Origin of the sequence: Methylobacterium sp. J-001 (genome assembly GCF_022829565.1) — a bacterium.
In the GTDB taxonomy this organism is placed as follows: Bacteria; Pseudomonadota; Alphaproteobacteria; order Rhizobiales; family Beijerinckiaceae; genus Methylobacterium.
The window spans coordinates 1-25,675 of record NZ_JAKSYN010000028.1 but is presented as its reverse complement, the minus strand read 5'-3'; the positions used below and the strand labels follow the sequence as shown (position 1 = coordinate 25,675).

The window sequence follows — 25,675 nt, the reverse complement described above, 5'->3', positions numbered from 1 at the left end:
GGACCGAATCGTCAGGCGGCCCGGGTGTTCAGCTATCGCTCTACAAGCGGATGTTTCCGCGCGGACTCGTGATGCGGTTCCCGTAGCGGTCTGAGCCGCCGGCCCGCTTGCGCAGAGGTGAGAAACATAACGGACACGGAGACGTGGCACCTGTCCGACCCGCCCCGCCGCAGGTCATCCACGCGGAGGGGCGCCCTCAAGCCTTCGTCAGCGTGGCGATGATGGATTCGACGACGTCGATCTGGTGCTGCACCGCCACCAACCGCGGCCCGGCGGCCGCGCCGTCCCCGAGCACGAAGGTGCCTTTCTGCCGGCGTGAGTCGCGCAGCTTCCGCACCGAGGCGACGATGGTCTGCCGCTCCTCTAGGAGGGCGGCGCGCAGCTCGTTCAGGCCGTCCAGTTCCAGCGTCTCGGCCATACGGCGTCCCAATGTCCTGACTTCGTGGCCGGACGCGCCGGCGTTGGACGATGCGCCGACCCGCATCCCAGGGGGCGGGCGCGGCGGCGAACCGATATTCCGGCTCCTCTGCGACGGCTTTCCTTCAAGGGCAACCGCCGCCGCGCCAGGCGGGTCCAGCCCGGATTTCGAGCACCGCGGCTCCAGCTTTGGGCCAGGCGCCCTAATGTCGCCGCGTAGATTGTATGCTAGGGAATGCAATCTACTTCGCTGGCGATCCATGCGGCGCCGCGATCCCGTCGGACGATGGCGACGCGCATCGCGGCCTGATCGCGCAAGGGTCACCCAGGCATGCTGAGCGAGGATGACGGGCAGCGCGACGCGACTCGACCGGACGAGGCTGTCGCGATCCGAGACGGAGGGGGCCCGCGGCCGATGAGGGTGAAGCAGAAGCCGCGGCGATCCCGCGGTCTGGTAACGGCAATCGTGGCCCTGGCCCTCGTAGGCGGTGGGGCCTACGGCTACGTGCGCACGACCCAGCGGCCGGTCACCAAGGCGAAGGCCGCGGCGCCGGTTCCCGTACCGGTGACGGTCGGAATGGTCGAGCAGGGGCCGTTCGCGCTGGTATCGAACGGGCTGGGCACGGTGCAGGCCTACAACACCGTTCAGGTGCGCACCCGGGTGGACGGCGAGATCCACCAGATCGCCTTCCGCGAGGGCCAGAACGTCCGCAAGGGCGATATCCTGGTCCAGATCGACCCACGCCCCTATCAGGCCACCCTCGACCAGGCGAAGGCCAAAAAGGATCAGGACACCGCCAACCTCAACAACGCCAAGGTGGATCTGGTCCGCTACACCGGTCTCGGCGCCTACGCGTCGCGCCAGCAGACCGAGACGCAGACGGCCTTGGTCGCCCAGCTGACTGCGCAGGTGGCCTCCGATCAGGCGGCCATCGACAATGCCACGACACAGCTGAGCTATGCGACAATCCGGGCGCCGATCGACGGCGTCACCGGCTTCCGGCAGGTCGATATCGGCAACATCGTCACCGCCGCGGGCCAGTCGGCGATCGTGACCATCACCCAGGTCGAGCCGATCTTCGTGGTGTTCACGGCGCCCGAGGACCAATTGCCCGCGATCGGCGCTGCCCTGCGGACGGGCGACGTGCCCGTCTCGGCCTGGACCACGGACGGGCTGACCAAGTTGGCCGAGGGCAAGCTCGCCCTGTTCAACAATCAAGTCGATACAGCGACCGGGACGATCCGCCTGAAGGCGGTATTCCAGAATCAGAACCATGCCCTGTGGCCCGGCCTGTCGGTCTCGACCCGGATGCGGGTCGGTACGGTCGCGGCGGCCATGACGGTGCCGGACGATGCGGTTCAGCACGGGCCGGACGGCCTATTCGCCTTCGTGATCGACGAGTCCGGCCACGCACATCAGCGGATGCTGAAGGCGGGACGCTCGGATTCCGGCCGAACGCAGGTTCTGGCCGGCGATCTCAAGCCGGGCGAGCGGGTGATCACCGCCGGGCAGTACAAGGTCCAGGACGGCAGTCTGGTGGCCGATCCGCACGCGGCCCATACGGCGCAGGCCGAGACGGCAACCGCAAGTCCGTCGGGTCCCAGCCGGTCGGCAAAGGCCGATCCGTGATCGGAATCCGCAGCGACAGGGCGGCCCCGATGCTTCGGGAGGGTTTGCGATGAAGGCTGGTATCTCGGCGCCGTTCATTCGCTTTCCAGTGGCGACCACCCTGATCATGGTCGGCATTCTGTTTCTCGGGATGGTGGCCTATCCGCTGCTCGGCGTCGCGCCGTTGCCGCAGGTCGATTTCCCGACGATCCAAGTCACGGCGCAATTGCCCGGTGCCAGCCCCGAGACCATGGCCTCCTCGGTGGCCCAGCCGCTGGAGCGGCAATTCTCGCAGATTCCCGGCGTCGCGCAGATGACCTCGACGAGTTCCCTCGGGATCTCGACGGTCACGGTCCAGTTCGACCTCAATCGCAACATCGACGGTGCGGCCAGCGACATCCAGGCGGCCATCAACGCGGCGAGCGGCCAGCTGCCGAAGAACCTGCCGACCCCGCCGACCTACCGCAAGGTGAACCCGGCCGATTCCCCGATCCTCCTGCTATCGGCCACCTCCGACAGCATGCCGCTGATCGAGGTGGACGACGCGGTGGACGTGCAACTCGCCCAGCGCATCAGCCAGATCTCGGGCGTCGCGCAGGTCTTCATCGGCGGCCAGCAGAAGCCCGCGATCCGGATCCAAGTCGATCCGGCCAAGCTCGTGGCCAAGGGCCTGTCGCTGGAGGATATCCGCACGCCCCTGTCGCTCACCACGGTGAACAACCCGAAGGGCAGCATCGACGGCGCGAGCCACAGCTACACGATCTTCGCCAACGATCAGCTCACCACGGCGCAGAACTGGAACGACGTCATCGTCGCCTATCGCGACGGCGCCCCCCTGAGGGTGCGGGACATCGGCACCGCGGTGGCCGGCCCCGAGGACACCAAGCAGGCCGGCTGGACCAACGGCCAGCGCGGCGTGTTTCTAGTGGTCTTCAAGCAGCCCGGCGCCAACGTCATCGACACGGTGGACAGCATCAAGGCGCAGCTACCGCGCCTGACCGCGACCCTGCCGGCCGGCATCAAGATCGGCATCCTGAGCGACCGGACGCAGACCATCCGCGCCTCGGTGGAGGACGTGCAGTTCACGCTTCTGATCACCATCGTCCTGGTGGTCGCGGTGATCTTCGTGTTCCTGCGCAGTTTCTGGGCGACCGTGATCCCGAGCGTGACCGTGCCGCTCGCCCTGCTCGGCGCCTGCGCGCTGATGTGGCTCGCCGGCTATACCCTCGACAACCTGTCCCTGATGGCGCTGACCATCTCGGTCGGCTTCGTGGTCGACGACGCGATCGTCGTGCTGGAGAACATCAGCCGCTACGTCGAGGAGGGAATGCGGCCCATGGAGGCCGCGTTCAAGGGTGCGGGCGAGATTGGCTTCACCATCGTGTCCATTTCTGTGTCGCTGATCGCCGTGCTGATCCCGCTGCTGCTGATGGGCGGCATCATCGGCCGCCTGTTCCGGGAATTCGCCGTCGTCCTGTCGATGACCATCGCGGTCTCGGCCTTCGTCGCCCTGACGCTGACGCCGATGATGGCGGCGCGCCTGCTCAAGCCCCATGGCACCGGCCACCATGGCAGCCTGTACCGGGCGAGCGAGGCGGTGTTCGATGGGCTGCTGTCGTCCTACGCGAAAGGCCTCGACCTCGCCCTGCGCTTCCGGTTCATCACGCTGCTGACCTTCTTCGCGACGCTCGCGCTGACGATCCATCTGTTCATCGTCATCCCGAAAGGCTTCTTCCCGCAGCAGGATACCGGCTTCATGATCGGCGTCACCGAGGCGGGGCAGGACATCTCGTTCTCGGCGATGAAGACCCTGCAAGAGAAGGTCGGGGCCATCGTCCAGGCCGATCCGGACGTGGCGACGGTCGGCATGTCGCTGGGCGGCAACGGGCAGGCGCTCAATTCGGGGCGCATGTACATCACCCTCAAGCCCCGCGAGGAGCGCGAGGCCGATGCCTTCCAGATCATCGGCCGGCTGCGGCCGAAGCTGGAGCGGGTCGAAGGGATCCGCACCTACATCCAGGCCACGCAGGACGTGCGCACCGGCGGCCGGACCTCCCGGACGCAGTTCGAATACACCCTGCAGGACCCGGATCTCGCCGAGCTGAACACCTGGGCACCCCGCATCCTCGATAAGATGAAGACGCTGCCGGAGCTGCGCGACGTCGCCACCGACCAGCAGAACCGCGGCACCACCCTGACGCTGGCGATCGACCGCGACGCGGCCTCCCGCTACGGCATCACGCCCCAGCTCATCGACGACACGCTCTACGACGCGTTCGGGCAGCGGCAGATCGCCCAGTACTTCACGCAGCTCAACAGCTACCACGTGATCCTGGAAGTGCTCCCAGCCCTGCAGGGCAACGTCGAGAGCCTGGACAAGATCTACATCAAGGCCCCGATCGGCGGCGGGCAGGTGCCGCTGGCGGCCTTCGCGCGCTGGACGACCGACCCGGTGGCGGCGCTGGCGGTCAACCACCAGGGCCAGTTCCCGGCGGTGACGATCAGCTTCAACCTCGGCCCCAACGTCGCGCTGGGCCAGGCGACCGAGGCGATCGGCCAGGCGATGAAGGATCTCCAGGTGCCGCCCACCGTGACCACGGGCTTTCAGGGCACCGCGCAGGCCTTCCAGCAATCGCTCTCGACGGTGCCTCTGCTGATCCTCGCGGCCCTGTTCGTGGTCTACCTGATCCTCGGCATCCTCTACGAGAGCTTCATCCACCCGATCACGATCCTCTCGACCCTGCCCTCGGCCGGCGTCGGTGCGTTGGCCGTGCTGATGTGGGCCGGCTACGATTTCAGCCTCATCGCGCTGATCGGCATCATCCTGTTGATCGGCATCGTGAAGAAGAACGGCATCATGCTGATCGACTTCGCCATCGTGGCCGAGCGCGAAGAAGGCTTGAGCCCGGAGGAAGCGATCCGCAAGGCGGCGCTGCTGCGGTTCCGACCGATCCTGATGACCACCATGGCGGCGCTGCTCGGCGGCATCCCGCTGATGCTCGCCACCGGCACCGGCTCCGAGATCCGCCAGCCGCTGGGCTACGCCATGGTCGGCGGACTGGCGGTGAGCCAGATCCTGACCCTGTTCACGACGCCGGTGATCTACGTCTATCTCGACCGGCTGGCGCACCGCTTCTCCTTCCGGGACAAGCCAGAGGCGGTCGACGCGTTGCTTGCCGAGCCGGGCGAGGCTGCCCACGATCATCGGCCTTTGCGCGCCGCGGAGTAGCGCTGCGGCTTCGCGCCGGATGTCAGCCGCCCCGGCTTGGCGGCGCGCGCGGCCGACCCAGATCCCCCGCTCCGGCCTCGTACCGTCGGGCGTTCCGGATGCCGAGGAGCCAGAATGCGCGTGAACCGCCCGTTGCAGGGGCTGACCGTCCTCGCCTTGGAGCAGGCCGTCGCCGCGCCCTATTGCACCCTGCGGCTTGCCGATGCCGGCGCCCGGGTGATCAAGATCGAGCGTCCGGAGGGGGATTTCGCCCGGGGCTACGATTCCGCCGTCAACGGTCTGGCGAGCTACTTCGTCTGGCTCAACCGCGGCAAGGAGAGCCTCGTCGCCGATATCAAGGATCCGGACGACGCCCGTTTGCTGCACGCGATCCTGGAAGAGACCGACATCTTCGTGCAGAACCTGGCCCCGGGGGCAGCCGTCCGCGCCGGCTTCGGCTCGGCGGACCTGCGGGCGCGCCATCCGCGCCTGATCACGGTCGATATTTCGGGCTACGGCGCCGGCCACGCCTACAGCGACATGAAAGCCTACGACCTGTTGGTGCAGGCCGAGAGCGGCATGGCCGGCATCACGGGCCATCCGGCTGGCCCGGGCCGCGTCGGCGTCTCGGTCTGCGACATCGCCTGCGGGATGGACGCCCATGCCGCCGTGCTGGAGGCGCTGATCGCCCGTTCCATCATCGGAGCAGGCTGCGCCCTGGAGGTCAGCCTGTTCAGCGGCGCGGCCGACTGGATGAACGTGCCGCTGCTCTACTTCGAAGGCACTGGGCAGGAGCCGCAGCGGGTCGGCCTCGCCCATCCCTCGATCTCGCCCTACGGTGCCTATCCCACCGCCGACGGCAGCTTGGTGCTGATCTCGATCCAGAACGAGCGGGAATGGGCGCGCTTCTGCGATCGCGTTCTGGGTGAACCGGACCTCGCCAACGCCGAGACATTCGCGTCGAACAACGCCCGGGTGGCGAACCGCGCCGCTGTGGACCTGCGCGTCGGAGCAGCCCTGGTGCGGCTCAGCCGCGACGAAGCCGCCGCCCGGCTCAAGGCCGCCGGCACCGCCTACGGCTTCGTCAATACGCTCGCCGACCTCGCCACCCATCCGGCCCTGGTCCGCGCCGAGGTCGAGACCTCGGCCGGCCCGGCCCGCATCGTCGCGCCGCCGGTCCTGATCGACGGTGAAGTCCGCGCGCTCGGCCGGGTGCCGGATATCGGCGAGCACAGTGCAAGGATTCGGCGGGAGTTCGGCGCTCGGAAGTGAGGGCAATGGAGCCGAGTTTAGAATATATTCTTATTCGACTTAGGAGTTCTGTCTTCGTCCAAACATCCGCTTTGTCATCCCGGGGCCGCGCAGCGGAGCCCGGGATCCAGAAACGCCGACAGCTCAAGGTTCTGCACAGTCGGCGGCTCTGGATTCCGGGTTCGCCTGCGGCGCCCCGGAATGACAAAGTGATTTATAAAGCTGACGTTGCGATGTCGATTGAGTGATCTATCTGTCAGGGATCGTATTAAGAGGCATATCTACCAATAATGTCTGGTATTATTTATAAAACGAAACAAAAACGGGAGGAAGCGATGAGACTGAACGGTAAAGTCGCGATCGTCACGGGCGCCGGCAGCGGGTTCGGCGCCGGCATCGCCGAGCGCTTCGCCGCCGAGGGTGCCCGGGTCGCCTGCGTGGATATCGACCGTGTGGCGGCAGAGCGGGTCGCGGTGGGCATCGGCCCGAACGCCATCGCGATCGCCGCGGATGTCGGATCGGCCGCCGATGTCGAGGCCAGCGTCGCCGAGACCGGCAAACGGTTCGGCATCCCGCACATCCTGGTCAACAATGCCGGCACCACCCACCGCAACAAGCCGCTGCTGGAGGTGACCGAGGACGAGTTCGACCGGGTGTTCCGGGTGAACGTGAAGTCGATCTTCCACTCCGTCCGGACCATCGCCCCGCTGATGCGCGACCAGGGCGGCGGCGTGATCCTCAACGTCAGCTCGACGGCGGCGCTGCGGCCGCGCCCGGGGCTGACCTGGTACAACGCGTCCAAGGGAGCCGCGAGCCTTGCCTCGAAGTCGCTGGCGCTCGAACTCGCCCCCTGGAAGATCCGTGTGAACGCCCTGTGCCCGGTGATAGGCGCCACCGCTCTTCTTGAGCACTTCATGGGCGTGCCCGACACCCCGGAGAACCGGGACAGGTTCATCGCGACGATCCCCCTCGGACGGATGTCGCGGGCCGAGGACATCGCCGCCGCTGCCCTGTTCCTGGCCTCCGACGAGGCCGCCTTCATCACCGGCGTCGACCTTCCGGTCGATGGCGGCCGAACGGCCTGAGGCGCACGATGGAACCGTACACTGAGATCCGCGAAGCCGTTGCCAAGCTCTGCGCCGGGTTTCCCGGCCCGTATTGGCGGGCGCTTGACCGGGAGATGGCCTACCCGACCGCGTTCGTGAACGCGCTGACCGAAAGCGGCTACCTCTCGGTGCTGATCCCGGAGGCGTATGGCGGATCCGGCCTGCCGCTCTCGGCCGCCGCCGCGATCCTAGAGGAAGTCCAGCGGGCGGGCTGCAACGGCGGGACCTGCCACGCGCAGATGTACACGATGGGCACGCTGCTCCGGCACGGTTCGGAGGCCCAAAAGGCCGCCTACCTGCCGGCCATCGCCGAGGGCCGCCTGCGGCTCCAGGCCTTCGGGGTGACCGAGCCGAGTTCCGGCACCGACACCGGCAGCCTGAAGACCACGGCCCGCCGCGAGGGCGGCCATTACGTCGTCAACGGCCAGAAGATCTGGACCAGCCGGGCCGAGCATTCGGACCTGATGCTGCTCCTGGCACGCACCACGCCTCGGAGCGAAGGCATGAAGCGCACCGACGGCCTCTCGGTGCTGCTCGTCGACATGCGGGAGGCGGTCGGCAACGGCCTGACCATCCGGCCGATCCGAACCATGATGAACCACGCCACCACGGAGGTTTTTTTCGACACCCTCCGGGTGCCGGCGGAGAACCTGATCGGCGAGGAGGGCAGGGGCTTCCGCTATATCCTGTCCGGGATGAATGCCGAGCGCATCCTGATCGCCGCGGAATGCGTCGGCGACGCCAAGTGGTTCATCGACAAGGCGAAGACCTACGCCTCGGACCGGTCGGTGTTCGGCCGGCCGATCGGCGCCAATCAGGGCGTGCAATTCCCGATCGCGAAAGCCTACGCGAACATGCGCGCCGCCGAGCTGATGGTCCGCGAGGCGCTGAGCCTCTACGAATCCGGCGCCAATCCGGGCGCGGAGGCCAACATGGCCAAGATGCTCGCCGCCGATGCCTCGTTCGAGGCCGCCAATGCCTGCATCCAGACCCACGGCGGGTTCGGCTTCGCGGAGGAATACGATATCGAGCGCAAGTTCAGGGAGACGCGGCTCTACCAGGTCGCGCCGATCTCCACGAACCTGATCCTCGCCTACCTGTCCGAGCACGTGCTTGGGCTGCCGCGGTCGTACTGACATGACCCATCTCAGCGCCTGGATCGGCCGCACCCGCGAGACCACGGACCTCGTCACGCCGCGGCTGCTGGCCGAGTTCCGCGCGACCTTTGGGCCCCATCTCGCCCCGATGTCGGATGGGGCTGCACCGCCGGCCCTGCATTGGTGCCTCGCCCCGGAGACGCCGCCGGCCGACGCCCTCGGGCCGGACGGCCACGCCGCCAAGGGCGGGTTCCTGCCGCCGGTGCCGCTGCCCCGGCGGATGTGGGCCGGCGGACAGGTCGAGACGCTGTCCGAACTGCGCGAGGGCGACCTCGTCACCCGCACCGAGACCGTGCGTGACGTGGCCTTTAAGGAAGGGCGCAGCGGCCGGCTCTGCTTCGTCACCGTCGAGCATGCCGTCGCCACGGCGCGCGGGCTGGCGATCCGGGAACGGCAGGACATCGTCTACCGGGAGGCCGCCGGGGCGCAGAGCGGGGCGGGGGGCGTGGCCGAACGCGACGACGCATCGGCCTACCAGCAGGTCTGGGCCGTGCCGGCGACGCCGACGCTGCTGTTCCGCTACTCGGCCATGACCTTCAACGGCCACCGCTTCCACTACGACCAGCCCTACGCGACCCAGGTGGAGGGCTACGCCGACCTCGTGGTCCACGGACCGATCCAAGCAACGCTGCTGATGAACCTCGCGGCGACACTGCTCGGAGGGGTTCCGCGAAGCTTCACGCATCGCGGCGTCTCCCCGATGACCGCCAATCAGATGTTTCGGATTTGCGGGCGGCGGACAGGGGAGGGGTTCGAGGGCGTGTCCATCGACGCGGCGGGGCATGTCTGTATGCGGGCGCAGGCGGCGGCGTAAGCGCTTGCGCTTCGGAATTCAGCTGTGCCGTCATCGCGAGCGCAGCGAAGCGACCCGGTGCAGCGCGCGATTTGCGGACGTAGCGCGACCCTGGGTTGCTTCGCTGCGCTCGCGATGACGGGGAGGGCATTGCCGACCCTACCGATATCCCACCCGCGACCTCATCCTGAGGTAGCGCCGCTTGGCTGCGCCCTTGAAGGAGGTATCCGGAGATCGCTGAGACCGCTGGAGGGCTCCTTCGAGGCGCGCGCTTCGCGCGCGTACCTCAGGATGAGGGAAAGGGGTGGAGAAGGGCCGAATGACGGCCCGGCTCAGGCGAGCGTCAGGCCGACATCGACGTTGCCGCGGGTGGCGTTCGAGTACGGGCAGACCTGATGGGCGGCGTCCACGAGCTTCTGCGCGTCGGCGCGGTCGAGGCCCGGCAGGCTGACGGTCAGGTCGGCGGTGATACCGAAGCCGCCCTCCGAGCGCGGGCCGATGCCGACATCGGCGGTGACGGTGGTCTCGGCCGGAACCTTGAGCTTCAGCGAGGGAGCGACGGCCTTCAAGGCGCCGAGGAAGCAGGCCGAGTAGCCCGAGGCGAAAAGCTGCTCCGGGTTCGCGCCCGGACCGCCCGCTCCGCCGAGCTCCTTCGGAGTCGAGAGCTTCACCTCGAAGCTGCCGTCGGCGGTCTTGGCAGCGCCGTCGCGGCCCCCGGTGGCGGTCGCGGTGGTGCGGTACTTCACGTCTACGGACATAGCGATCTCCGGTTACAGGAAGAGAGTCCGGCATCTAGGGCCGTCACCCCGGCTGCATAGCCCCGAGGTAGATTGTGCGCAATCTAATTTACGGATCGATGAGCGCGAAGCGGTCGACATCCACAAGGCCCTTGTCGGTGATCTTGAGGTGCGGAATCACCGGCAGCGGCAGGAACGCCACTTGCAGAAATGGCTCCGGCAAGACGACGCCCAGGCCCCGCGCCGCCGCCCGCAGGCTCACGAGCGACGCGCGGATGGAATCGAACGGCATCAGGCTCATCAGCCCCGCGACCGGCAGGGCGATTTCGGCCAGCACCCGGCCGCCCTCGACCACGACGAAGCCGCCCTCGATGGCGCCGAGCCGGTTCACCGCCACGGCCATGTCGGCATCGTCGGCGCCGACCACGGTGACGTTGTGGCTGTCATGCCCGACCGAGGAGGCGATGGCGCCACGCTTCAGCCCGAACCCCTTCACGAAGGCCACGCCGATTCCGCGCTCCCCCGGCGGCGTCTTGCCGTGGCGCTCGACGACGGCGACCTTGATCACGTCCTGGTCGAGGTCGATCCGGCGCTCGCCATTGACGTAGGGCAGGGACAGGTCGTGCCGCAGGGTGATGATCTTGCCCGGCATCACGCCGATTACTGGGGTCGAGGGCCCGGAGCCGGGGGCCGCGAAATCGGCCGCCGTCACCCGCCGCGCCCGCAAGCTGCCCCGACCGATCGGCTGGATCGCCGGCCGGCCGGCGAACAAGGCGTCCTCCACCAGCCGCCCGGCGCTGAACACCTGCGCGACGCGGCAATCCAGAAAATCGTCGAGGACGACGAGGTCGGCGCGCTGGCCGGGCGCCACCAGGCCGCGATCGTGCAGCCCGACGGCCCGGGCCGCCGACCAGGACGCCGTCCGGTAGGCCGCGAGCGGCGGGGCGCCCAGGGCGATGGCGGTGCGGATGACGTAATCGAGGTGGCCCTCCTCGGCGATGTCGAGGGGGTTCCGGTCGTCGGTGCAGAAGGCCAGGAACGGCGCCGTGCGCTCGGTCAGGATCGGCGCCAGGGCATGCAGATCTTTGGAGACCGAGCCCTCCCGGATCAGCACGGTCATGCCCTTCGAGAGCTTCTCCATCGCCTCTTCGGGCGTGGTCGCCTCGTGCTCGGTGCGGATGCCGGCGGCGATGTAGCCGTTGAGCGCATCCCCGCGCAGCAGAGGGGCGTGGCCGTCGATCAGCCGGCCCTGGAACGCCGCGAGTTTTTCCAGCGCCCCGGGGGCGCCCGCGAGGACACCCGGGAAGTTCATGAACTCGGCGAGCCCGATGACCTTCGGATGATGCGCAAAGGCCAACAGGTCCGTCACCTCGATCCGCGCGCCGGACGTCTCGAGATGGTCGGTGGCCGGAACGCAGGAGGAAAGCTGGACCCGCAGATCCATCGCAAGGGTCTCGGACGAAGCCAGGAACCACGCGAAGGCTTCCGCGCCCAGCACGTTCGCCATCTCGTGCGGGTCGCACACGCCCGTGGTGACGCCGTGAGGCAGGACGCAGCGCTCGAATTCCTGCGGCGGCATCAGCGAGGATTCGACGTGGAAGTGTGTGTCGATGAAGCCCGGCACCACGACCTTGCCGGACACGTCCACCTCCCGCCGGCCGCGATAGCTGCCGAAGGTGCCGACGATCCGGTCGCCGCAGATGGCGATGTCGGAGGCGACGAGATCGCCGGTGACGAGGTCGAGGAAGCGCCCACCCTTGAGTACGAGGTCGGCTTCGGTCCGGCCCTGGCCTTGGTCGATGGCTCGCCGCAGGAAATCCACTCGGTCCATCGCGCGACTCAACCTCTTTTCGATCCGGTATCTGCCAGGAGCATGCCACGGCCGCTCCGGCTCCGGCGACGCTTGCAGCGACGCGGCGGGGGGCGCAGAAGCCCCCCACCTTTGAAAGATTCGCTTCTGAACCGATTGAACCGCGCGATGCCTGCCTATCGTTCCCGCACCACCACCCATGGCCGCAACATGGCCGGCGCCCGCGGCCTCTGGCGCGCCACCGGCATGAAGGACGGCGATTTCGGCAAGCCGATCATCGCCGTGGTCAACTCGTTCACGCAGTTCGTGCCCGGCCACGTCCACCTGAAGGATCTCGGCCAGCTGGTGGCCCGGGAGATCGAGAAGGCCGGCGGCGTCGCCAAGGAGTTCAACACCATCGCGGTCGATGACGGCATCGCGATGGGCCATGATGGCATGCTCTACTCGCTGCCCTCCCGGGAGCTGATCGCCGATTCCGTCGAGTACATGGTCAACGCGCACTGCGCCGACGCGATGGTGTGCATCTCGAATTGCGACAAGATCACCCCCGGCATGCTCATGGCCTGCCTGCGGCTCAACATCCCGACGGTGTTCGTCTCTGGCGGCCCGATGGAGGCCGGCAAGGTTCAGCTGCCCGGCATCGCCAAGAAGGTAGATCTCGTCGACGCCATGATCGCGGCGGCCGACGACCGGATCTCGGACGCCGATGTCGAGGTGATCGAGCGCTCGGCCTGCCCGACCTGCGGGTCGTGCTCCGGGATGTTCACGGCGAACTCGATGAACTGCCTCACGGAGGCTCTGGGCTTGGCCCTGCCGGGCAACGGCTCGGTGCTGGCGACCCATGCCGACCGCAAGCGCCTGTTCGTCGAGGCCGGCCACCTGATCGTCGATCTCGCCCGCCGCCATTATGAGCAGGACGATGCGAGCGTGCTGCCGCGGGCGGTGGCGAGCTTTTCGGCGTTCGAGAATGCCATGACGCTCGACATCGCCATGGGCGGCTCGACCAACACGGTGCTGCACCTGCTCGCCGCCGCCCACGAGGGGGAGGTGCCGTTCACCATGCCCGACATCGACCGGCTGTCCCGACGGGTGCCGGTGCTGTGCAAGGTCGCCCCGGCGGTGGCCAACGTCCACATGGAGGACGTCCACCGGGCCGGCGGGATCATGGCGATCCTCGGTGAACTCGACCGGGCCGGGCTGATCGATACCGAGACCGGCAACGTGTCCGCCGGTACCCTCGGCGCGGCGCTCGCCCGCTGGGATGTGTGCAACAACCCGAGCGCCTCGGTCCTGAATTTCTACCGGGCGGCGCCCGGCGGCGTGCCGACCCAGGTGGCGTTCAGCCAGGAATCCCGCTTCGACGAACTCGACCTCGACCGGGAGGGCGGCGTGATCCGCGACGCAGCCCATGCCTATTCGCAGGATGGCGGCCTGGCGGTGCTCTACGGCAACCTCGCCGAGCAGGGCTGCATCGTGAAGACGGCCGGCGTCGACGCCTCGATCCTGACCTTCGAGGGGCGTGCCCGGGTCTTCGAGAGCCAGGACGCGGCGGTGGACGGCATCCTCAACGGCAAGGTCACGGCCGGCGAGGTGGTGCTGATCCGCTACGAGGGCCCGCGCGGCGGTCCCGGCATGCAGGAGATGCTCTATCCCACGAGCTACCTGAAATCGAAGGGCCTCGGCAAAGCCTGCGCGCTGGTGACCGACGGGCGCTTCTCCGGCGGCTCCTCAGGCCTGTCGATCGGCCACGTCTCCCCGGAGGCGGCCGAGGGCGGCCTGATCGGCCTCGTGCGCGACGGCGATGCCATCGCCATCAACATCCCGGCCCGCAGCATCCGCCTGGAGGTCGAGCCCGCCGAGCTGGAGCGGCGCCGGGCCGAGCAGGACGCCGCCGGCTGGCAGCCGGCGAGCCCGCGCAAGCGCAAGGTCAGCACGGCGCTCCGCGCCTATGCGATGCTGACCACCAGCGCGGCCCACGGGGCGGTGCGGCGGGTGTGATAGCGACTGATGCGGGTCGGGCTGCTGGATGCTCGACCCCATTCCGTTGCGATCTGCGATCAGGGGGCTGTGTGGCCCGCACCGTCATTACGTGCGGAGCGAAGCAACCTACGGCATCTCTGGCTTGCCGATCATAGCGTCGCACTGGGTCGCTTCGCTCCGCTCGCGATGACGGTGGGGGACAAGCGGTACCCGCTTCCCCGTCAGCGCAAAGTCAGCAGGAGGGCGAAGCCGACGATCACCAGAACGGTCGCCGCCAACCCTGCAACGCGGCGTCGTCCTCCGAATCTCGGCGGCGTCGCGGCGGTGAAACCCTGAGCGGGCGCCTCCACGCGCCCCAGGGCCGACAGCATCAGCGGCTCGATCGCCTTGTATCCGGCCGGGCTGAGATGCAGGCCGTCCGTCGTGTAGGCCCGACGCAAAGCCCCGGCTTCGTCCGCCAGCACGGCGTGGTAGTCGATGAAGGTCGCGCCGTGATCGTGGGCGTGGCCCCGCAGCCAGGCGTTCACCGCGGCGATCATCGCCGGGGCATCCGGGACCTCAGGGTTCCAGGGGATCCGGGCAGCCGGCATGATCGAGCCGACCCAGGCCGTCACGCCCAGCGCCCGGGCCTCGTCGAGCATGCCGGCCAGCGTCCGGGCGATGTCCTCGGCCGAAACGAAGAAGCCCTCGTTGCGGCCGATATCGTTGACGCCGCACAGGAGGTGGACGCCCTGCGCACCGGTCTCCTCGAGGTCGCGGCGGAACCGCATGGTGATCCACCGCGCCGTCTGGCCGGAGCCGCCCCGCGGGATCAGGTCATGCGCCGCGAAGGTGGCGGCCCGGTGGAAGCCCCAGGCTTCGGTGATCGAGTCCCCGATGAAGACGATTGGCCGGACCAAGACCTAGCCTTCCGCGGAGAGGACGAGCATCTCCGCGACCTCGTCGGCCAGCCTGTCGGCCATCACCTGGCGGCCCTCCGAGGTGACGTGGACGATGTCGGTGAACAGGGCGCGCGAGTCGGCCTCGAAGATCCGGCTCAGATCCCGGGCGGTGAACGGCCCCTGCGCGAGGCCGTCGGCTTCGAGCCGGCCCAGAACCTGCTCGATCCGCGTGTATTGCCGGTCGAGATAGGCCAGGAACTCGCCGGAGGCGGCGTTCTGCTCGTCGCCGATCCGCTCGGACTTACGGACGATCGCCGGTTGCAGGAGGAACCGCACCGGCGCACCGATGCCACCGGAGAGACGGCCGAGGCGCTTCAGGGCCAGCTCGAACTGGCGGACCACCTCCCATTCCCAGATGTCCGACTGCCAGTTCGTCAGCGCCCGCAGGTTGTCGAGCCGGCCGAAGATCAGCGCTTGGAGACTGTCATAGGACAGATCCTCGGCGTCCTCGTCCTTCTTGGCTGTATTGAAGAAGTAGTCGCACAGGCTCTCTTGCGCGAAGTGGTTGTACGGATAGCCGGCGCGCGGATCGAAGCTCCACGGCTGGAAGATGTCGGTGGCGCCGCCGAGCACGAAGATGACGTCGGGCTGAAGGTCCATCAGCCGGGTGGTGATCAGCGCGATCATCTGGTTCAGGCAGACCGAAGTCGCACCGAAATTGTAGACCCGCGCGCCAGCCCCATGGCGTTGCTTCAGCCCGGTCTCGAGGCGCCCCGGAATCGTATCGGCGAAGACCTGGCCGTCGACCAGGGTGCTGTCGCCGACAACGAACACACGCAGCGTCTCGGAAGCCGGGCGCACCTCGGGATGGCTGTCGTTCCGATAGCCGAGCGCGTCGTAGCGCCAGTTCTGCTCCGCCGCCTGGGAGAGCGGCTTGCCGGCGAATTGCGTGTAGGGCGCCGGGAAGCGGATATTCGAATCGAAGGTGTGGAAGTCCCGCAGGAACTTGCGCCGTCGCGCGTGCTCGGCGTCGTCGGGGGCCCGTGGGGCCATGCTGGTTCTCCTGCCCGGTCGGAAGTCGTGCGGCGGGCGCGCTCAGCGCCGCAGCGTGGCGTGGTTCTCGAGGAACCACCCATAGGTCTGCTCCAGGCCCTGCTCCAGGCCGATCTCCGGATGCCAGCCCATGGCGCGCAGGCGCGACACGTCCATCAGCTTGCGCGGCGTGCCGTCGGGCTTGGTCGCGTCGAACTCGAGCCGGCCCGCGTAGCCGATCACCCGGGCGAGCGCCTCGGCCAGCGCGCGGATGGTGCAATCGGCGCCGGTGCCGACATTGATGTGCGACAGGTCCGGCTTGGTGTTGGCCGCGTAGACCGAATCGTCCAGCTCCATCACGAACACGCTGGCGCGCGCCATGTCGTCGACGTGCAGGAACTCGCGCATCGCCCGGCCGGTGCCCCACACCGTGACGGAGGGGCGGCCCTCCTGCTTGGCCTCGTGCAGGCGCCGCATCAGCGCCGGCAGGACGTGGGCGTTCTCGGGATGGAAGTTGTCGTTCGGCCCATACAGGTTGGTTGGCATCACGCTGCGGTAGCGCCGCCCGTATTGGCGGTTGTAGCTCTCGCACAGCTTGATCCCAGCGATCTTGGCGATCGCGTAGGGCTCGTTGGTCGGCTCCAGCAGACCGGTCAGTAGCGCATCCTCGCGCATCGGCTGAGCCGCGTGCTTCGGGTAGATGCACGACGAGCCCAGGAACAGCAGCCGGTCCACGTCGCTCGTGTGCGCGGCATGGATGAGGTTCGCCTGGATCAGCAGGTTCTCGTGAATGAACTCGGCCGGGTAGGCATTGTTGGCGTGGATCCCGCCGACCTTGGCGGCGGCGAGGTAGAGCTGATCGATCCGGTTTGCGGCGAAGAACTGGCGGACGGCGGCCTGGTCGAGCAGGTCGAGCGCCTGCCGGTCCGCCGTGAGGATCCGCTCGTAGCCCAGCTCCCGCAGCCGGCGCACGATCGCCGATCCCACCATCCCGCGGTGCCCCGCCACGAAGATGGTCCTGTCCCGCCCGTCCATCACGCGTCCAATCCCTGCGGCCAGCGCTCACTCGGCCAGCATACCCCCGTCCCGGGCGGATATCGCCGCGGAAAGGCGGATTTTCTGAGGCGCAGGGCATCTTAGCCGCTTCCGAGCGGGAGATGCCGCGCCAGACGCGAAGTGACGAATACAAATACAACCGAAAGTTGGTGTTAAGCATTCTACCAGAAGGTGTGCCGGTACCAGCCTAGCGCCCACCGAACTTCAGGTTCGGGGTGGAAGCGACCGGGCCGCGCAGCAATGGAGTCTGAGATGCGTAACTCGACCGACGTCCCGGCTGGGCCGCGGACATCGAATGCGGCCCTGTGCCGAACGGCCGGCCGCATCGCCCCCCTGCTGGCCGGTGCCCTGCTCGCCCTCCCGGTTGTCGCCCCGGCGCAGGCGCAACTTCTCCGTGGAACTCTTGATACAACTGGAGGCGGTATCCTGGGAACCGGGATCACGGTCGGCACCACGAATCCCGGTACCGGCATCCTCGGCACCGGCCTGAATGTCGGCAGCACCAGCGGCGGCGTCCTCGGGACCGGGGTTACCGTCGGCACCACCAATCCCGGCACCGGCGTCCTCGGCACGGGCTTGAATATCGGCAGCACCAGCGGCGGCGTCCTCGGGACCGGCCTGCTGGTCGGGACCACGGGTCCCGGCGAGGGCCTGCTCGGGACCGGACTGTACCTCGGCACCGTGGGTGGAGTCGCCGGCGGCGGCGGCGGTACCGGCGGTGGCGGTACCGGCGGTGGCAGTACCGGTGGCGGTACCGGCGGAGCAGGCGGTGCCGGGGGTGCGGGCGGCGCCGGCGGGGCCGGTGGCGCGGGCGGGACTGCTGGCGGTGGCGGCGGCGGCAACGGCCAGGGCATCTATATCGTGACCGGCAACGTCACGCAGTCCCAGGGCCAGACCTTCATCGCCGATCTCCGGCTCTCCCAGCTCTCCAGCGCCACGGGCGTCGCGGCCAACAACACCAGCGCGCTTGCGGCACCGGTCGCGACGGGCGGAGACGCCCTGGCGGTGGGCTTCGGATCGAGCGCGGCGGGAACGGCGTCGACGGCACTCGGCACCGGGGCGGCCGCGGTCAACACCGGCAGCGTCGCCGTCGGCTACGCGGCGAGCGCCCAGGGGTTGGGCGGCACGGCGGTCGGCACCGCGTCTGCGGCCTCGGGGGCCGGCAGCACGGCGCTAGGCTTCGTGGCCGGCGCGACCGGCACGGGATCCACGGCCATCGGTGCCGCAGCCTCGGCCGCCGGCAACAACAGCGTCGCGCTCGGCAACGGAGCCGCCGCCAACCAGGCGAACACGATCGCGATCGGCGCCAACGTCAAGACGACCCAGGCCAACCAGGTGGCGATCGGCAACGCCGCCAACACCTATACGCTGGCCGGTGTCGCCTCGCAGGCGAGTGCGGCAGCCCAGAGCGGAGCGACGGCGTTCGTGACCACCGACGCCGCCGGCAACCTCGCGGCCTCGGCCTACGGTCCCTCGACCATCGTCGGCCTCGGCAACCGGATCGATTCGGTCCAGTCCCAGGTCAACAACCTGGAGGCCAAGACCGACACGATGCAGCGCTACGCGGTCCAGACCCGGAAGGAAGCCCGCCAGGGCGTCGCCATGGCGATCGCGATGGCGACCGCGCCGATGCCGTCTGCTCCCGGCAAGACCACCTGGGCGACGAACGGCGCCACCTATCGCGGCGAGTGGGCCGGCGGCGTCGCGGTGGCGCACCGGCTGCCGACCTGCTGCGTTCCGATCGCGATCACCGCTGGCGTCGCTTACGCCGGCGACAGCAACCTCGGCGTCCGTGCCGGCCTGGCCGGCGAGTTCTGAGGGCAACCTGCGTCAGCAGGGCCGGACCCGCGTTTCGGCCTTGCGCCCGGGAGAATCCCCGGCATAGTGTCAAGTTATGTTGACACTCGCGGTCGAGCAGTCGGAACGGCAGGCGACGGATCGGCGACCGCACGCGGTCGTCGTCGGCTCGGGCTTCGGCGGCTTGGCCGCCGCGGTCCGGCTCGGGGCCCGGGGCTACCGGGTGACGGTGCTGGAGCGCTTGGAGCAGCCGGGCGGCCGCGCCCGGGTGCACCGCCAGGACGGCTTCACCTTCGATGCCGGTCCGACCATCGTCACCGCGCCGCAGCTGTTCGAGGAGCTGTGGCAGCTCGCCGGCCGCCGGCTCTCCGACGATGTCGCGCTGGTGCCGATCGATCCGTTCTACCGGATCCGCTTCGCCGACGGAGAAACCTTCGAGTACACCGGCGATCCCGAGCGGATGCGCGCCGAGGTGGCGCGCTTCGCCCCCGACGATGTCGCCGGCTACGACCGCTTCATGGACCACAGCCGCGCGGTCTGCCGGATCGGCTTCGAGCAGCTCGGCCATGTCCCGTTCGGCAGCGTCGGATCGATGCTGAAGATCGCCCCGGACCTGCTGCGCCTGTCGGGCCATCGCTCGGTCCACGCCGTGGTGGCGCGCTTCATCCGCGATGAGCGGCTGCGCACCGTATTCAGCTTCCACCCGCTCCTGATCGGCGGCAACCCGTTCCGGGCCAGCGCGATCTACTGCCTGATCGCCGATCTCGAGCGGCGCTGGGGCGTCCATTTCGCCATGGGCGGCACGGGCAAGCTGGTCGATGGTCTGGTCCGCCTGATCCGGAGCCAGAACGGCCGGGTCCGGCTCGGCGTCGACGTCGACCGCATCCGGGTCGAGAACGGGATTGCGACCGGCGTCGAACTCGCCGGTGGGGAGACGATCGCGGCCGATCTCGTGGTCTCGAACGCCGATTCGGCGGTGACGCATGCGCGGCTGCTGCCGAAACCCCGGCGCTGGAGTTCCGGGCGGCTGAAGCGCGCGCGCTCCTCGATGGGGCTGTTCGTCTGGTATTTCGGGACGAAGCGCCGCTACCCGGACGTCGCCCACCACATGATCCTGCTCGGGCCGCGCTATCGCGGCCTGCTGGCCGACATCTTCGACAAGAAGGTGCTGGCCGAGGATGCGAGCCTCTACCTGCATCGGCCCACTGCGACGGATCCGAGCCTCGCGCCCCCGGGCTGCGACGCGTTCTACGTTCTGGCGCCGGTGCCGAACCTGGCCGGCGGCCAGGATTGGGGCGCCCTCGCCGAGCCGTACCGGCGCCGGATCGCCGAAATGCTCGAATCGAGCGTCCTGCCCGGTCTGTCCGACGCCATCGTCACCTCGAAGGTCACGACGCCCCAGGAATTCCAGGACGATTTCCAGAGCTACCGCGGCTCGGGCTTCGGCCTGGAGCCGGTGCTGACCCAATCCGCGTGGTTCCGGCCACACAACCGGTCGAGCGACGTCCGCAATCTGTACCTGGTGGGAGCCGGCACGCATCCTGGGGCGGGTCTGCCCGGCGTGCTCTCCTCCGCCCGTATCCTCGATCTTGTGGTTCCGGATGCCCGTGTTTCCGCCTGAATTCGCAGCCGCCGCCGACCGCACCGCCTGCCGCGTTGCGATCCGGGCCGGCTCGAAGAGTTTCTTCGCCGCCGGACGGCTGCTGCCCGGCGAGGTGCGCGAGGCGGCCTACGGCCTCTATGCCTTCTGCCGGCTCTCCGACGACCTCGTCGACGACGCCGCCACCGCCTCCGACCGTCGCGACGCGGTGGCGCGGCTCGGTCGGCGGGTCGCATTGGCCTATGCCGGCACTCCGGCAGATACGCCGGCCGATCGGGCCTTCTCGGAGATCGTCGGTCGTTACGCGATCCCCGAAGCCCTGCCCTACGCGCTGATCGAGGGCTTTGCCTGGGATGCGGAGGGCCGGCGCTACCCCGACATGTCCGCGCTGCACGCCTATGCCGCCCGGGTGGCGGGCTCGGTCGGGGCCATGATGGCGCTGATCATGGGCGCGCGCTCCCCCGACGCGCTCGCCCGCGCCTGCGATCTCGGCGCTGCCATGCAGCTCACCAATATCGCCCGCGATGTCGGCGAGGATGCCCGGATGGGCCGGCTCTACCTGCCCCTCGACTGGATGGTCGCGGCGGGACTCGACCCGGCGGCGTTCCTGGCTGATCCGCGGCCGAGCCCGGCGCTCGCCGGCGTGGTCGCCCGGCTGCTCGCCGAGGCGGACGGACTCTATCGCCGGGCCGAGGCCGGGATCGCGGCGCTGCCATCGCCCTGCCGCCCGGCGATCCGGACTGCCGCGCTGATCTATGCCGAGATCGGTCGCGTCGTGGCGGTGCAGGATCATGATACCATCAGCACCCGCGCCCGGGTCGGCACCGTGCGCAAGCTGACCCTGATCGCTCGCGCCCTCCGCGCCGATCCGGCCACACCCGGCCTCGCGGCGCCGGCCCTTCCGGAAGTCGCGTTCCTGATCGACGCGGTGATGCGTCAGCCGCCTCTGCCCGATCGACGGCTTTCCGTGCTGCGGCCCTGGTGGGACGTGGGCGGCCGCGTGGTGCACGTGCTCGAGCTGATCGAGCGGATGCGCGAGCGCGAGGCTTACGGCCGCTCCGCCCCGTCCTGAGGCCGGCCCGTGAGCGACGGCCTCTTCGCCGCCTTCGATATCGGGCTGGTCTTCGCCCTGGCCTTCGGGCTCGGCCTCTGGCAGCTCATCGCGGTCCGCCGCAGCATCCGCCGCGACCGCGCACGCGGTGACGCGCGGGAGTGAGCCGGTTGCGGTCGGACAATCCCAATCTCAGCGGGATGCGGGGATCGGGATGGTCGTCGGTCTGCTGACGGCGCCGGCTATTGCAGGTGCCGCGTGTAGGTGTCGCCTGCCGCGTCCTTCAGCACCGCGCCGGCCTCGCGGCCGATCCGCTCGGCCTCCGCCGCCGGGCCCTGCCGGGAGACGGCCCAGTGTCGGCTGCCGTCGGGCAGGAACAGCAGCCCGTCGAGCGTGAGATGGTCGCCGTCGATCTGTGCCAGGGCGGCGATCGGGGTCCGGCAGGAGCCGTCGAGCTCGGCGAGCAGCGCCCGCTCGGCCGCGATTGCCGTGGTTGTGCGGGCGCAGGCGATCGGCGCCAGCAGATCGCGGATCGCGGCATCATCGATCCGGCACTCGATCCCGAGCGCGCCCTGCGCCACCGCCGGCAGCATCTCGTCCACCGACAGGATGCTGCGGGCCATGTCCTGCAGGCCGAGGCGCTGCAGCCCCGCGAGCGCCAGCAGGGTCGCGTCGCACTCGCCGGATTCGAGCTTGCGCATCCGGGTGTTGGCGTTGCCCCGCAGCGGCACGACCTTCAGGTCCGGCCGGTGCATCAGCACCTGCGCGCCCCGCCGCAGCGACGACGTGCCGACCCGTGCGCCCTGCGGAAGGCCGGCGAGCCCATCCGCATGCGGGGACAGGAACGCGTCGCGCGGGTCGTCCCGCTCCAGAATGCAGCCGATCACCAGACCGTCCGGCAGCCAGGTCTCCACGTCCTTCATGGAATGCACCGCGACGTCGACTTCGTCGGCGAACAGAGCCTGCTCGAGTTCCTTGGTGAACAGGCCCTTGCCGCCGATCTCGGAGAGCGGGCGATCGAGGATCTTGTCGGCCACCGTGGTGACCACCACCAGCTCGGTTTCGAGGCCCGGATTGGCGGCCACGATCTTGTCGCGCACCATCCCGGTCTGTGCGAGGGCCATCGGGCTGCCGCGGGTGCCGATGCGCAGAGGGCGGTTCAACATTGGGGTCCGGACGTTTCTTGCGGCGTTGTCCGCCCGTTATAGCCTGCCCGTCGCCGCAGACCATCGCCGGGTGCGGAATTCAGACTCGCTGAAGCGTCTTCGTGCCAGGCTGGCGCCGCCCCGGTTTCGCCGGACTGCGCGCCTAGCGGCTCGCAGGTCACTTCGAGAGCCTTGGATCCCCCATGCTGATCGTGCCGAGCCGACGGCAGTTCCTGACCGGACTTGGCGCCGGCGCCGGGCTCGTGGCAGCCACCGGCGTCTACGCCGTCGATGTCGAGCCGCTGCACCGCCTGGTGGTGACGCCGTACGCGCCCGCTCTGCCGCGCTGGGACCCGGCGCTCCGCCTGCGCGTGGCGGTGTTGGCGGATTTCCACATCTGCGAGCCTTATATGCCGTTCGACCGGGTGGCGGAGATCATCGACGCGACCAACGCATTGAAGCCCGACCTCGTGCTGATGCTCGGCGATTACCCGGCCGGCAAGATCGCCTGGCGCAAGCTGCCGCTCGAGCAGTTCGCCCGGATGGTCGAGGGCCTGAAGGCGCCGCTCGGCACCCACGCGATCCTGGGCAACCACGACTGGTGGGACGACCACGCCGTCCAGCGCTCCCGGCGTGGCTCGCCCGCGGTCAAGCATCTCCTGGAGGCCCGCGGGATCCCGGTGATGGAGAACGAGGCGGTCCGGCTGGTGAAGGACGGGCGGCCGTTCTGGCTCGCCGGCCTCGCCGATCAGCAGCCCTACTTCAACAGCTTCGATGTCGGCCTCGACGACCTGCCCGCCACCCTCGGCACGATCACCGACGACGCGCCGGTGATCCTGATGGCCCACGAGCCCGACATCTTCGCCGACGTGCCCGACAGGGTTTCGCTGACGCTCGCCGGCCATACCCATGGCGGGCAGATCCGGCTGTTCGGGCATTCGCCCGCGATCCGGCGGGTGCGCGGGCACGATTACGCCTACGGCCACGTCATCCAGGACGGGCGCCACCTGATCGTGTCGGGCGGTTTCGGCATGAGCCGGATCCCGGTGCGCTTCGGCGTGCCGCCAGAGATCGTTTTGCTGGAGCTCGGATCTGTGGATGCCGAGGCGAGTGCCGCCTAATCCCGGTCCGCCCGCCGCCCGTCGCCGGACGGCATGCGTCAAATCGACCGGGCTTATTCAGCGCGGCGATATCGCGGTCTCGAATCGAGGGCGAGGCCGCTTTGCCGATCCTCATCGCCGTGGTGGGAGTCCTGGCCGCCATCCTGTTCTGGATCCTGCGGGCGCAGCGCACGGTTCAACACCTCAACGCGGTCGACCGAGACACGGGGAGGCTTCAGCGGCGGCCGAGATCCGTCCTGGTGGACGTGTTCGGCCCGTCCCCGGAGCGCGTCCACGATGCGCGCTTGGCCGCACGCATACGCATGATCCAGATCGTGCGGACCGGGAGCCCGGTCACGGCGAGCGAGAAGACGCAGATCCTCGAGTTCCTGGAGACGCCCCTCGGGATCGACGCGATGTCCGCCGCGTTCGAGCGCTTGGCGATACACGCAGGCGCGTCGGCCTTTCTCTCAGGTTGCCGACCCGTCGATTCCCCTGCTGCACCGACACCTCACGGTCGCGGAGCGTGCCGACCGGAGCGACATGGTGACGTCGTTGGCCGGCGCCTATTCGGCGCCAAGCGCATTGCAACGCAAGGCTATCAGTCGGCTGAAGCGCTGCCTGCTTGAGGAACATCCGACCGATGCCGCCGGCCAGCGTCGCGAGGTCGGCTGCTGGACCAGCAGCGCCCGAACGCCGCGCCCCTCGCGGGTCCCGGTTCCCGCGCTATGTTCTGGCGATGCGCGCACTCCTCTCCATCCTTGCCCTGGGCGTCCTCGTAGCCGGTCCCGGCCCCGCCCGGGCGCAATCCTGCGACACGCTGATCGACAAGGTCACGGCGGAGACGGCCGCGAAGGCGACCGAGCGGCGCAGCGATTACGCCAGCTTCACCGCCGGCCCGGACATGACCCTGTCCCTCGCCTGCGGCACGCCGGACCTGTCCTCGGTCGGCGCCCAGTATCGTGGGGCGAATCCGCCGGACGTGTATTACGATACCTTCGGCCGGGCCGGTCACGCGGTCACCGGCATCGACGCCGCGACGATCACGGAAGCCGCGCACCGCGCCCAGGCCGACGCCGTCCGCCTGCGGCACAGCAATGTCGACCTGGGCGGCGCTCGGATCACCTGCTCGACCATGGTCTCGCCCGACAAGGGGCCCCTGACCCTGTGCGCGGTGATCGAGCACAGCGACCGGAGCTGAGAGACCGGCCGCGGAAGCCGCCGCCCCGCGTGGTACGCCTCAGAGCGGGATGTTGTCGTGCTTCTTCCAGGGCTGCTCCATCTCCTTGGTGCGGAGCATGCCCAGCGCCCGGGCGATCCGGCGGCGGGTCGAGTGTGGCATGATCACCTCGTCGATATAGCCGCGCTCGGCCGCCACGAAGGGTGAGAGGAACCGGTCCTCGTACTCGCCGGTGCGGGCGGCTATCTTCTCCGGGTCGCCGATCTCGCTGCGGAAGATGATCTCCACGGCGCCCTTGGCGCCCATCACGGCGATCTGCGCGGTGGGCCAGGCGTAGTTGAGGTCGGCGCCGACATGCTTGGACGCCATCACGTCGTAGGCGCCGCCGAAGGCCTTGCGGGTGATGATCGTGACCAGCGGCACCGTTGCCTGGGAATAGGCGAAGAGCAGCTTGGCGCCGTGCTTGATCAGGCCGCCATATTCCTGCGCGGTGCCCGGCAGGAAGCCCGGCACGTCCACGAAGGTCACGATCGGGATCGCGAAGGCGTCGCAGAAGCGCACGAACCGGGCGGCCTTGCGCGAGGCATCCGAGTCGAGCACGCCGGCCAGCACCATCGGCTGGTTGGCGACGAACCCGACCGTGCGGCCCTCGATCCGGCCGAAGCCGGTCATGATGTTGCGGGCATAGGCCGCCTGGATCTCGAAGAAGTCGCCCTCGTCGACCACCCGGCGGATCAGCTCGCCCATGTCGTAGGGCTTGTTCGG

The 25,675-nt window shown here is 69.0% G+C and carries 22 protein-coding genes; 14 read left to right on the top strand and 8 right to left on the bottom strand.

Annotated elements, in window-relative coordinates:
- Nucleotides 1–196 precede the first annotated feature (196 nt).
- A complete protein-coding gene (locus MKK65_RS02015) occupies nucleotides 197–418 on the bottom strand; it encodes a hypothetical protein (protein ID WP_058192165.1) in 222 nt (73 codons plus the stop codon).
- A gap of 414 nt (nucleotides 419–832) precedes the next feature.
- Here MKK65_RS02015 and MKK65_RS02010 point away from each other — a divergent pair, with 414 nt between their 5' ends.
- The 6 genes from MKK65_RS02010 to MKK65_RS01985 all read left to right on the top strand — a co-directional run bounded on the left by MKK65_RS02010 (nucleotide 833) and on the right by MKK65_RS01985 (nucleotide 9,562).
- Nucleotides 833–2,047, top strand: a complete 1,215-nt coding sequence (locus MKK65_RS02010) for an efflux RND transporter periplasmic adaptor subunit (RefSeq protein WP_409565348.1) — start codon at nucleotides 833–835, stop codon at nucleotides 2,045–2,047.
- A 49-nt stretch (nucleotides 2,048–2,096) separates the two neighbouring features.
- Nucleotides 2,097–5,255 carry an efflux RND transporter permease subunit gene (locus MKK65_RS02005; protein ID WP_243954875.1) on the top strand — a complete coding sequence of 1,053 codons (3,159 nt, stop codon included), beginning with the start codon at nucleotides 2,097–2,099 and terminating at the stop codon, nucleotides 5,253–5,255.
- A 114-nt stretch (nucleotides 5,256–5,369) separates the two neighbouring features.
- Nucleotides 5,370–6,506 carry a CaiB/BaiF CoA transferase family protein gene (locus tag MKK65_RS02000; RefSeq protein ID WP_243954873.1) on the top strand — a complete coding sequence of 379 codons (1,137 nt, stop codon included), beginning with the start codon at nucleotides 5,370–5,372 and terminating at the stop codon, nucleotides 6,504–6,506.
- A gap of 314 nt (nucleotides 6,507–6,820) precedes the next feature.
- Entirely contained in the window at nucleotides 6,821–7,570 is a 750-nt protein-coding gene (locus MKK65_RS01995; RefSeq protein WP_243954871.1) for a glucose 1-dehydrogenase, read from the top strand.
- An 8-nt stretch (nucleotides 7,571–7,578) separates the two neighbouring features.
- A complete protein-coding gene (locus MKK65_RS01990; RefSeq protein WP_243954869.1) occupies nucleotides 7,579–8,727 on the top strand; it encodes an acyl-CoA dehydrogenase family protein in 1,149 nt (382 codons plus the stop codon).
- 1 nt (nucleotide 8,728) lies between these two features.
- A complete protein-coding gene (locus MKK65_RS01985) occupies nucleotides 8,729–9,562 on the top strand; it encodes a MaoC family dehydratase N-terminal domain-containing protein (protein ID WP_243954867.1) in 834 nt (277 codons plus the stop codon).
- A gap of 311 nt (nucleotides 9,563–9,873) precedes the next feature.
- On the opposite strand, the gene MKK65_RS01980 is transcribed toward MKK65_RS01985, so the two are convergent.
- Complete coding sequence (locus tag MKK65_RS01980) at nucleotides 9,874–10,299, bottom strand: organic hydroperoxide resistance protein (RefSeq protein WP_058192172.1); 426 nt, start codon at nucleotides 10,297–10,299, stop codon at nucleotides 9,874–9,876.
- 88 nt (nucleotides 10,300–10,387) lie between these two features.
- On the bottom strand, nucleotides 10,388–12,109 hold the full coding sequence (gene ade / locus MKK65_RS01975) for an adenine deaminase (protein WP_243954865.1): 1,722 nt from the start codon (nucleotides 12,107–12,109) through the stop codon (nucleotides 10,388–10,390).
- Between the two features lie 147 nt (nucleotides 12,110–12,256).
- On the opposite strand from ade, the gene ilvD reads away from it, so the two are divergent.
- Nucleotides 12,257–14,086, top strand: a complete 1,830-nt coding sequence (gene ilvD / locus MKK65_RS01970; RefSeq protein WP_243954863.1) for a dihydroxy-acid dehydratase — start codon at nucleotides 12,257–12,259, stop codon at nucleotides 14,084–14,086.
- Nucleotides 14,087–14,289: 203 nt separating this feature from the next.
- Here ilvD and MKK65_RS01965 read toward each other — a convergent pair whose 3' ends face one another.
- Genes MKK65_RS01965 through MKK65_RS01955 form a run of 3 tightly spaced genes read right to left on the bottom strand, consistent with a single transcriptional unit; the run spans nucleotide 14,290 to nucleotide 17,016 of the window.
- Nucleotides 14,290–14,967, bottom strand: a complete 678-nt coding sequence (locus MKK65_RS01965) for a GDSL-type esterase/lipase family protein (RefSeq protein ID WP_243954861.1) — start codon at nucleotides 14,965–14,967, stop codon at nucleotides 14,290–14,292.
- A 3-nt stretch (nucleotides 14,968–14,970) separates the two neighbouring features.
- Entirely contained in the window at nucleotides 14,971–16,002 is a 1,032-nt protein-coding gene (locus MKK65_RS01960) for an SGNH/GDSL hydrolase family protein (RefSeq protein ID WP_243954859.1), read from the bottom strand.
- A 42-nt stretch (nucleotides 16,003–16,044) separates the two neighbouring features.
- Nucleotides 16,045–17,016, bottom strand: a complete 972-nt coding sequence (locus MKK65_RS01955) for a GDP-L-fucose synthase family protein (protein ID WP_243954858.1) — start codon at nucleotides 17,014–17,016, stop codon at nucleotides 16,045–16,047.
- Between the two features lie 273 nt (nucleotides 17,017–17,289).
- Here MKK65_RS01955 and MKK65_RS01950 point away from each other — a divergent pair, with 273 nt between their 5' ends.
- The 4 genes from MKK65_RS01950 to MKK65_RS31090 all read left to right on the top strand — a co-directional run bounded on the left by MKK65_RS01950 (nucleotide 17,290) and on the right by MKK65_RS31090 (nucleotide 21,650).
- A complete protein-coding gene (locus MKK65_RS01950) occupies nucleotides 17,290–18,855 on the top strand; it encodes a hypothetical protein (protein WP_243954855.1) in 1,566 nt (521 codons plus the stop codon).
- Between the two features lie 76 nt (nucleotides 18,856–18,931).
- Nucleotides 18,932–20,455 carry a phytoene desaturase gene (locus tag MKK65_RS01945; RefSeq protein WP_243954853.1) on the top strand — a complete coding sequence of 508 codons (1,524 nt, stop codon included), beginning with the start codon at nucleotides 18,932–18,934 and terminating at the stop codon, nucleotides 20,453–20,455.
- Nucleotides 20,436–21,506: a phytoene/squalene synthase family protein gene (locus tag MKK65_RS01940; RefSeq protein WP_243954851.1), complete on the top strand. Its 1,071-nt coding sequence runs from the start codon at nucleotides 20,436–20,438 to the stop codon at nucleotides 21,504–21,506. Before MKK65_RS01945 ends, MKK65_RS01940 begins: the two co-directional genes overlap by 20 nt.
- Before the next feature lie 9 nt (nucleotides 21,507–21,515).
- Nucleotides 21,516–21,650 (top strand): hypothetical protein, encoded by a 135-nt coding sequence (locus MKK65_RS31090; protein WP_279596475.1) that lies wholly within the window; start codon nucleotides 21,516–21,518, stop codon nucleotides 21,648–21,650.
- 77 nt (nucleotides 21,651–21,727) lie between these two features.
- On the opposite strand, the gene hemC is transcribed toward MKK65_RS31090, so the two are convergent.
- Nucleotides 21,728–22,651, bottom strand: a complete 924-nt coding sequence (gene hemC, locus MKK65_RS01935; RefSeq protein WP_243954849.1) for a hydroxymethylbilane synthase — start codon at nucleotides 22,649–22,651, stop codon at nucleotides 21,728–21,730.
- 182 nt (nucleotides 22,652–22,833) lie between these two features.
- Between hemC and MKK65_RS01930 the strand changes: the two genes are divergently transcribed.
- The 3 genes from MKK65_RS01930 (at nucleotide 22,834) to MKK65_RS01920 (ending at nucleotide 24,931) form a co-directional block, all read left to right on the top strand.
- A complete protein-coding gene (locus MKK65_RS01930) occupies nucleotides 22,834–23,751 on the top strand; it encodes a metallophosphoesterase (protein WP_243954847.1) in 918 nt (305 codons plus the stop codon).
- 101 nt (nucleotides 23,752–23,852) lie between these two features.
- The gene (locus tag MKK65_RS01925) at nucleotides 23,853–24,359 is read left to right on the top strand and encodes a hypothetical protein (RefSeq protein ID WP_243954845.1); all 507 of its coding nucleotides are present in this window, start codon (nucleotides 23,853–23,855) and stop codon (nucleotides 24,357–24,359) included.
- 110 nt (nucleotides 24,360–24,469) lie between these two features.
- Nucleotides 24,470–24,931 carry a hypothetical protein gene (locus MKK65_RS01920; protein ID WP_058194374.1) on the top strand — a complete coding sequence of 154 codons (462 nt, stop codon included), beginning with the start codon at nucleotides 24,470–24,472 and terminating at the stop codon, nucleotides 24,929–24,931.
- Between the two features lie 39 nt (nucleotides 24,932–24,970).
- Here the strand turns inward: MKK65_RS01920 and MKK65_RS01915 are convergent.
- Nucleotides 24,971–25,675 (bottom strand): acyl-CoA carboxylase subunit beta (locus MKK65_RS01915; RefSeq protein WP_279596459.1); only part of this gene is annotated, 705 nt, incomplete at its 5' end.

Excerpts from the sequence above, each read along its gene's own strand:
- MKK65_RS02015 (WP_058192165.1), bottom strand. The coding sequence starts at position 418 with ATGGCCGAGACGCTGGAACTGGACGGCCTGAACGAGCTGCGCGCCGCC.
- MKK65_RS02010 (WP_409565348.1), top strand. The coding sequence starts at position 833 with ATGAGGGTGAAGCAGAAGCCGCGGCGATCCCGCGGTCTGGTAACGGCA.
- MKK65_RS02005 (WP_243954875.1), top strand. The coding sequence starts at position 2,097 with ATGAAGGCTGGTATCTCGGCGCCGTTCATTCGCTTTCCAGTGGCGACC.
- MKK65_RS02000 (WP_243954873.1), top strand. The coding sequence starts at position 5,370 with ATGCGCGTGAACCGCCCGTTGCAGGGGCTGACCGTCCTCGCCTTGGAG.
- MKK65_RS01995 (WP_243954871.1), top strand. The coding sequence starts at position 6,821 with ATGAGACTGAACGGTAAAGTCGCGATCGTCACGGGCGCCGGCAGCGGG.
- MKK65_RS01990 (WP_243954869.1), top strand. The coding sequence starts at position 7,579 with ATGGAACCGTACACTGAGATCCGCGAAGCCGTTGCCAAGCTCTGCGCC.
- MKK65_RS01985 (WP_243954867.1), top strand. The coding sequence starts at position 8,729 with ATGACCCATCTCAGCGCCTGGATCGGCCGCACCCGCGAGACCACGGAC.
- MKK65_RS01980 (WP_058192172.1), bottom strand. The coding sequence starts at position 10,299 with ATGTCCGTAGACGTGAAGTACCGCACCACCGCGACCGCCACCGGGGGC.
- ade (WP_243954865.1), bottom strand. The coding sequence starts at position 12,109 with ATGGACCGAGTGGATTTCCTGCGGCGAGCCATCGACCAAGGCCAGGGC.
- ilvD (WP_243954863.1), top strand. The coding sequence starts at position 12,257 with ATGCCTGCCTATCGTTCCCGCACCACCACCCATGGCCGCAACATGGCC.
- MKK65_RS01960 (WP_243954859.1), bottom strand. The coding sequence starts at position 16,002 with ATGGCCCCACGGGCCCCCGACGACGCCGAGCACGCGCGACGGCGCAAG.
- MKK65_RS01955 (WP_243954858.1), bottom strand. The coding sequence starts at position 17,016 with ATGGACGGGCGGGACAGGACCATCTTCGTGGCGGGGCACCGCGGGATG.
- MKK65_RS01950 (WP_243954855.1), top strand. The coding sequence starts at position 17,290 with ATGCGTAACTCGACCGACGTCCCGGCTGGGCCGCGGACATCGAATGCG.
- MKK65_RS01945 (WP_243954853.1), top strand. The coding sequence starts at position 18,932 with ATGTTGACACTCGCGGTCGAGCAGTCGGAACGGCAGGCGACGGATCGG.
- MKK65_RS01940 (WP_243954851.1), top strand. The coding sequence starts at position 20,436 with ATGCCCGTGTTTCCGCCTGAATTCGCAGCCGCCGCCGACCGCACCGCC.
- hemC (WP_243954849.1), bottom strand. The coding sequence starts at position 22,651 with ATGTTGAACCGCCCTCTGCGCATCGGCACCCGCGGCAGCCCGATGGCC.
- MKK65_RS01930 (WP_243954847.1), top strand. The coding sequence starts at position 22,834 with ATGCTGATCGTGCCGAGCCGACGGCAGTTCCTGACCGGACTTGGCGCC.
- MKK65_RS01920 (WP_058194374.1), top strand. The coding sequence starts at position 24,470 with ATGCGCGCACTCCTCTCCATCCTTGCCCTGGGCGTCCTCGTAGCCGGT.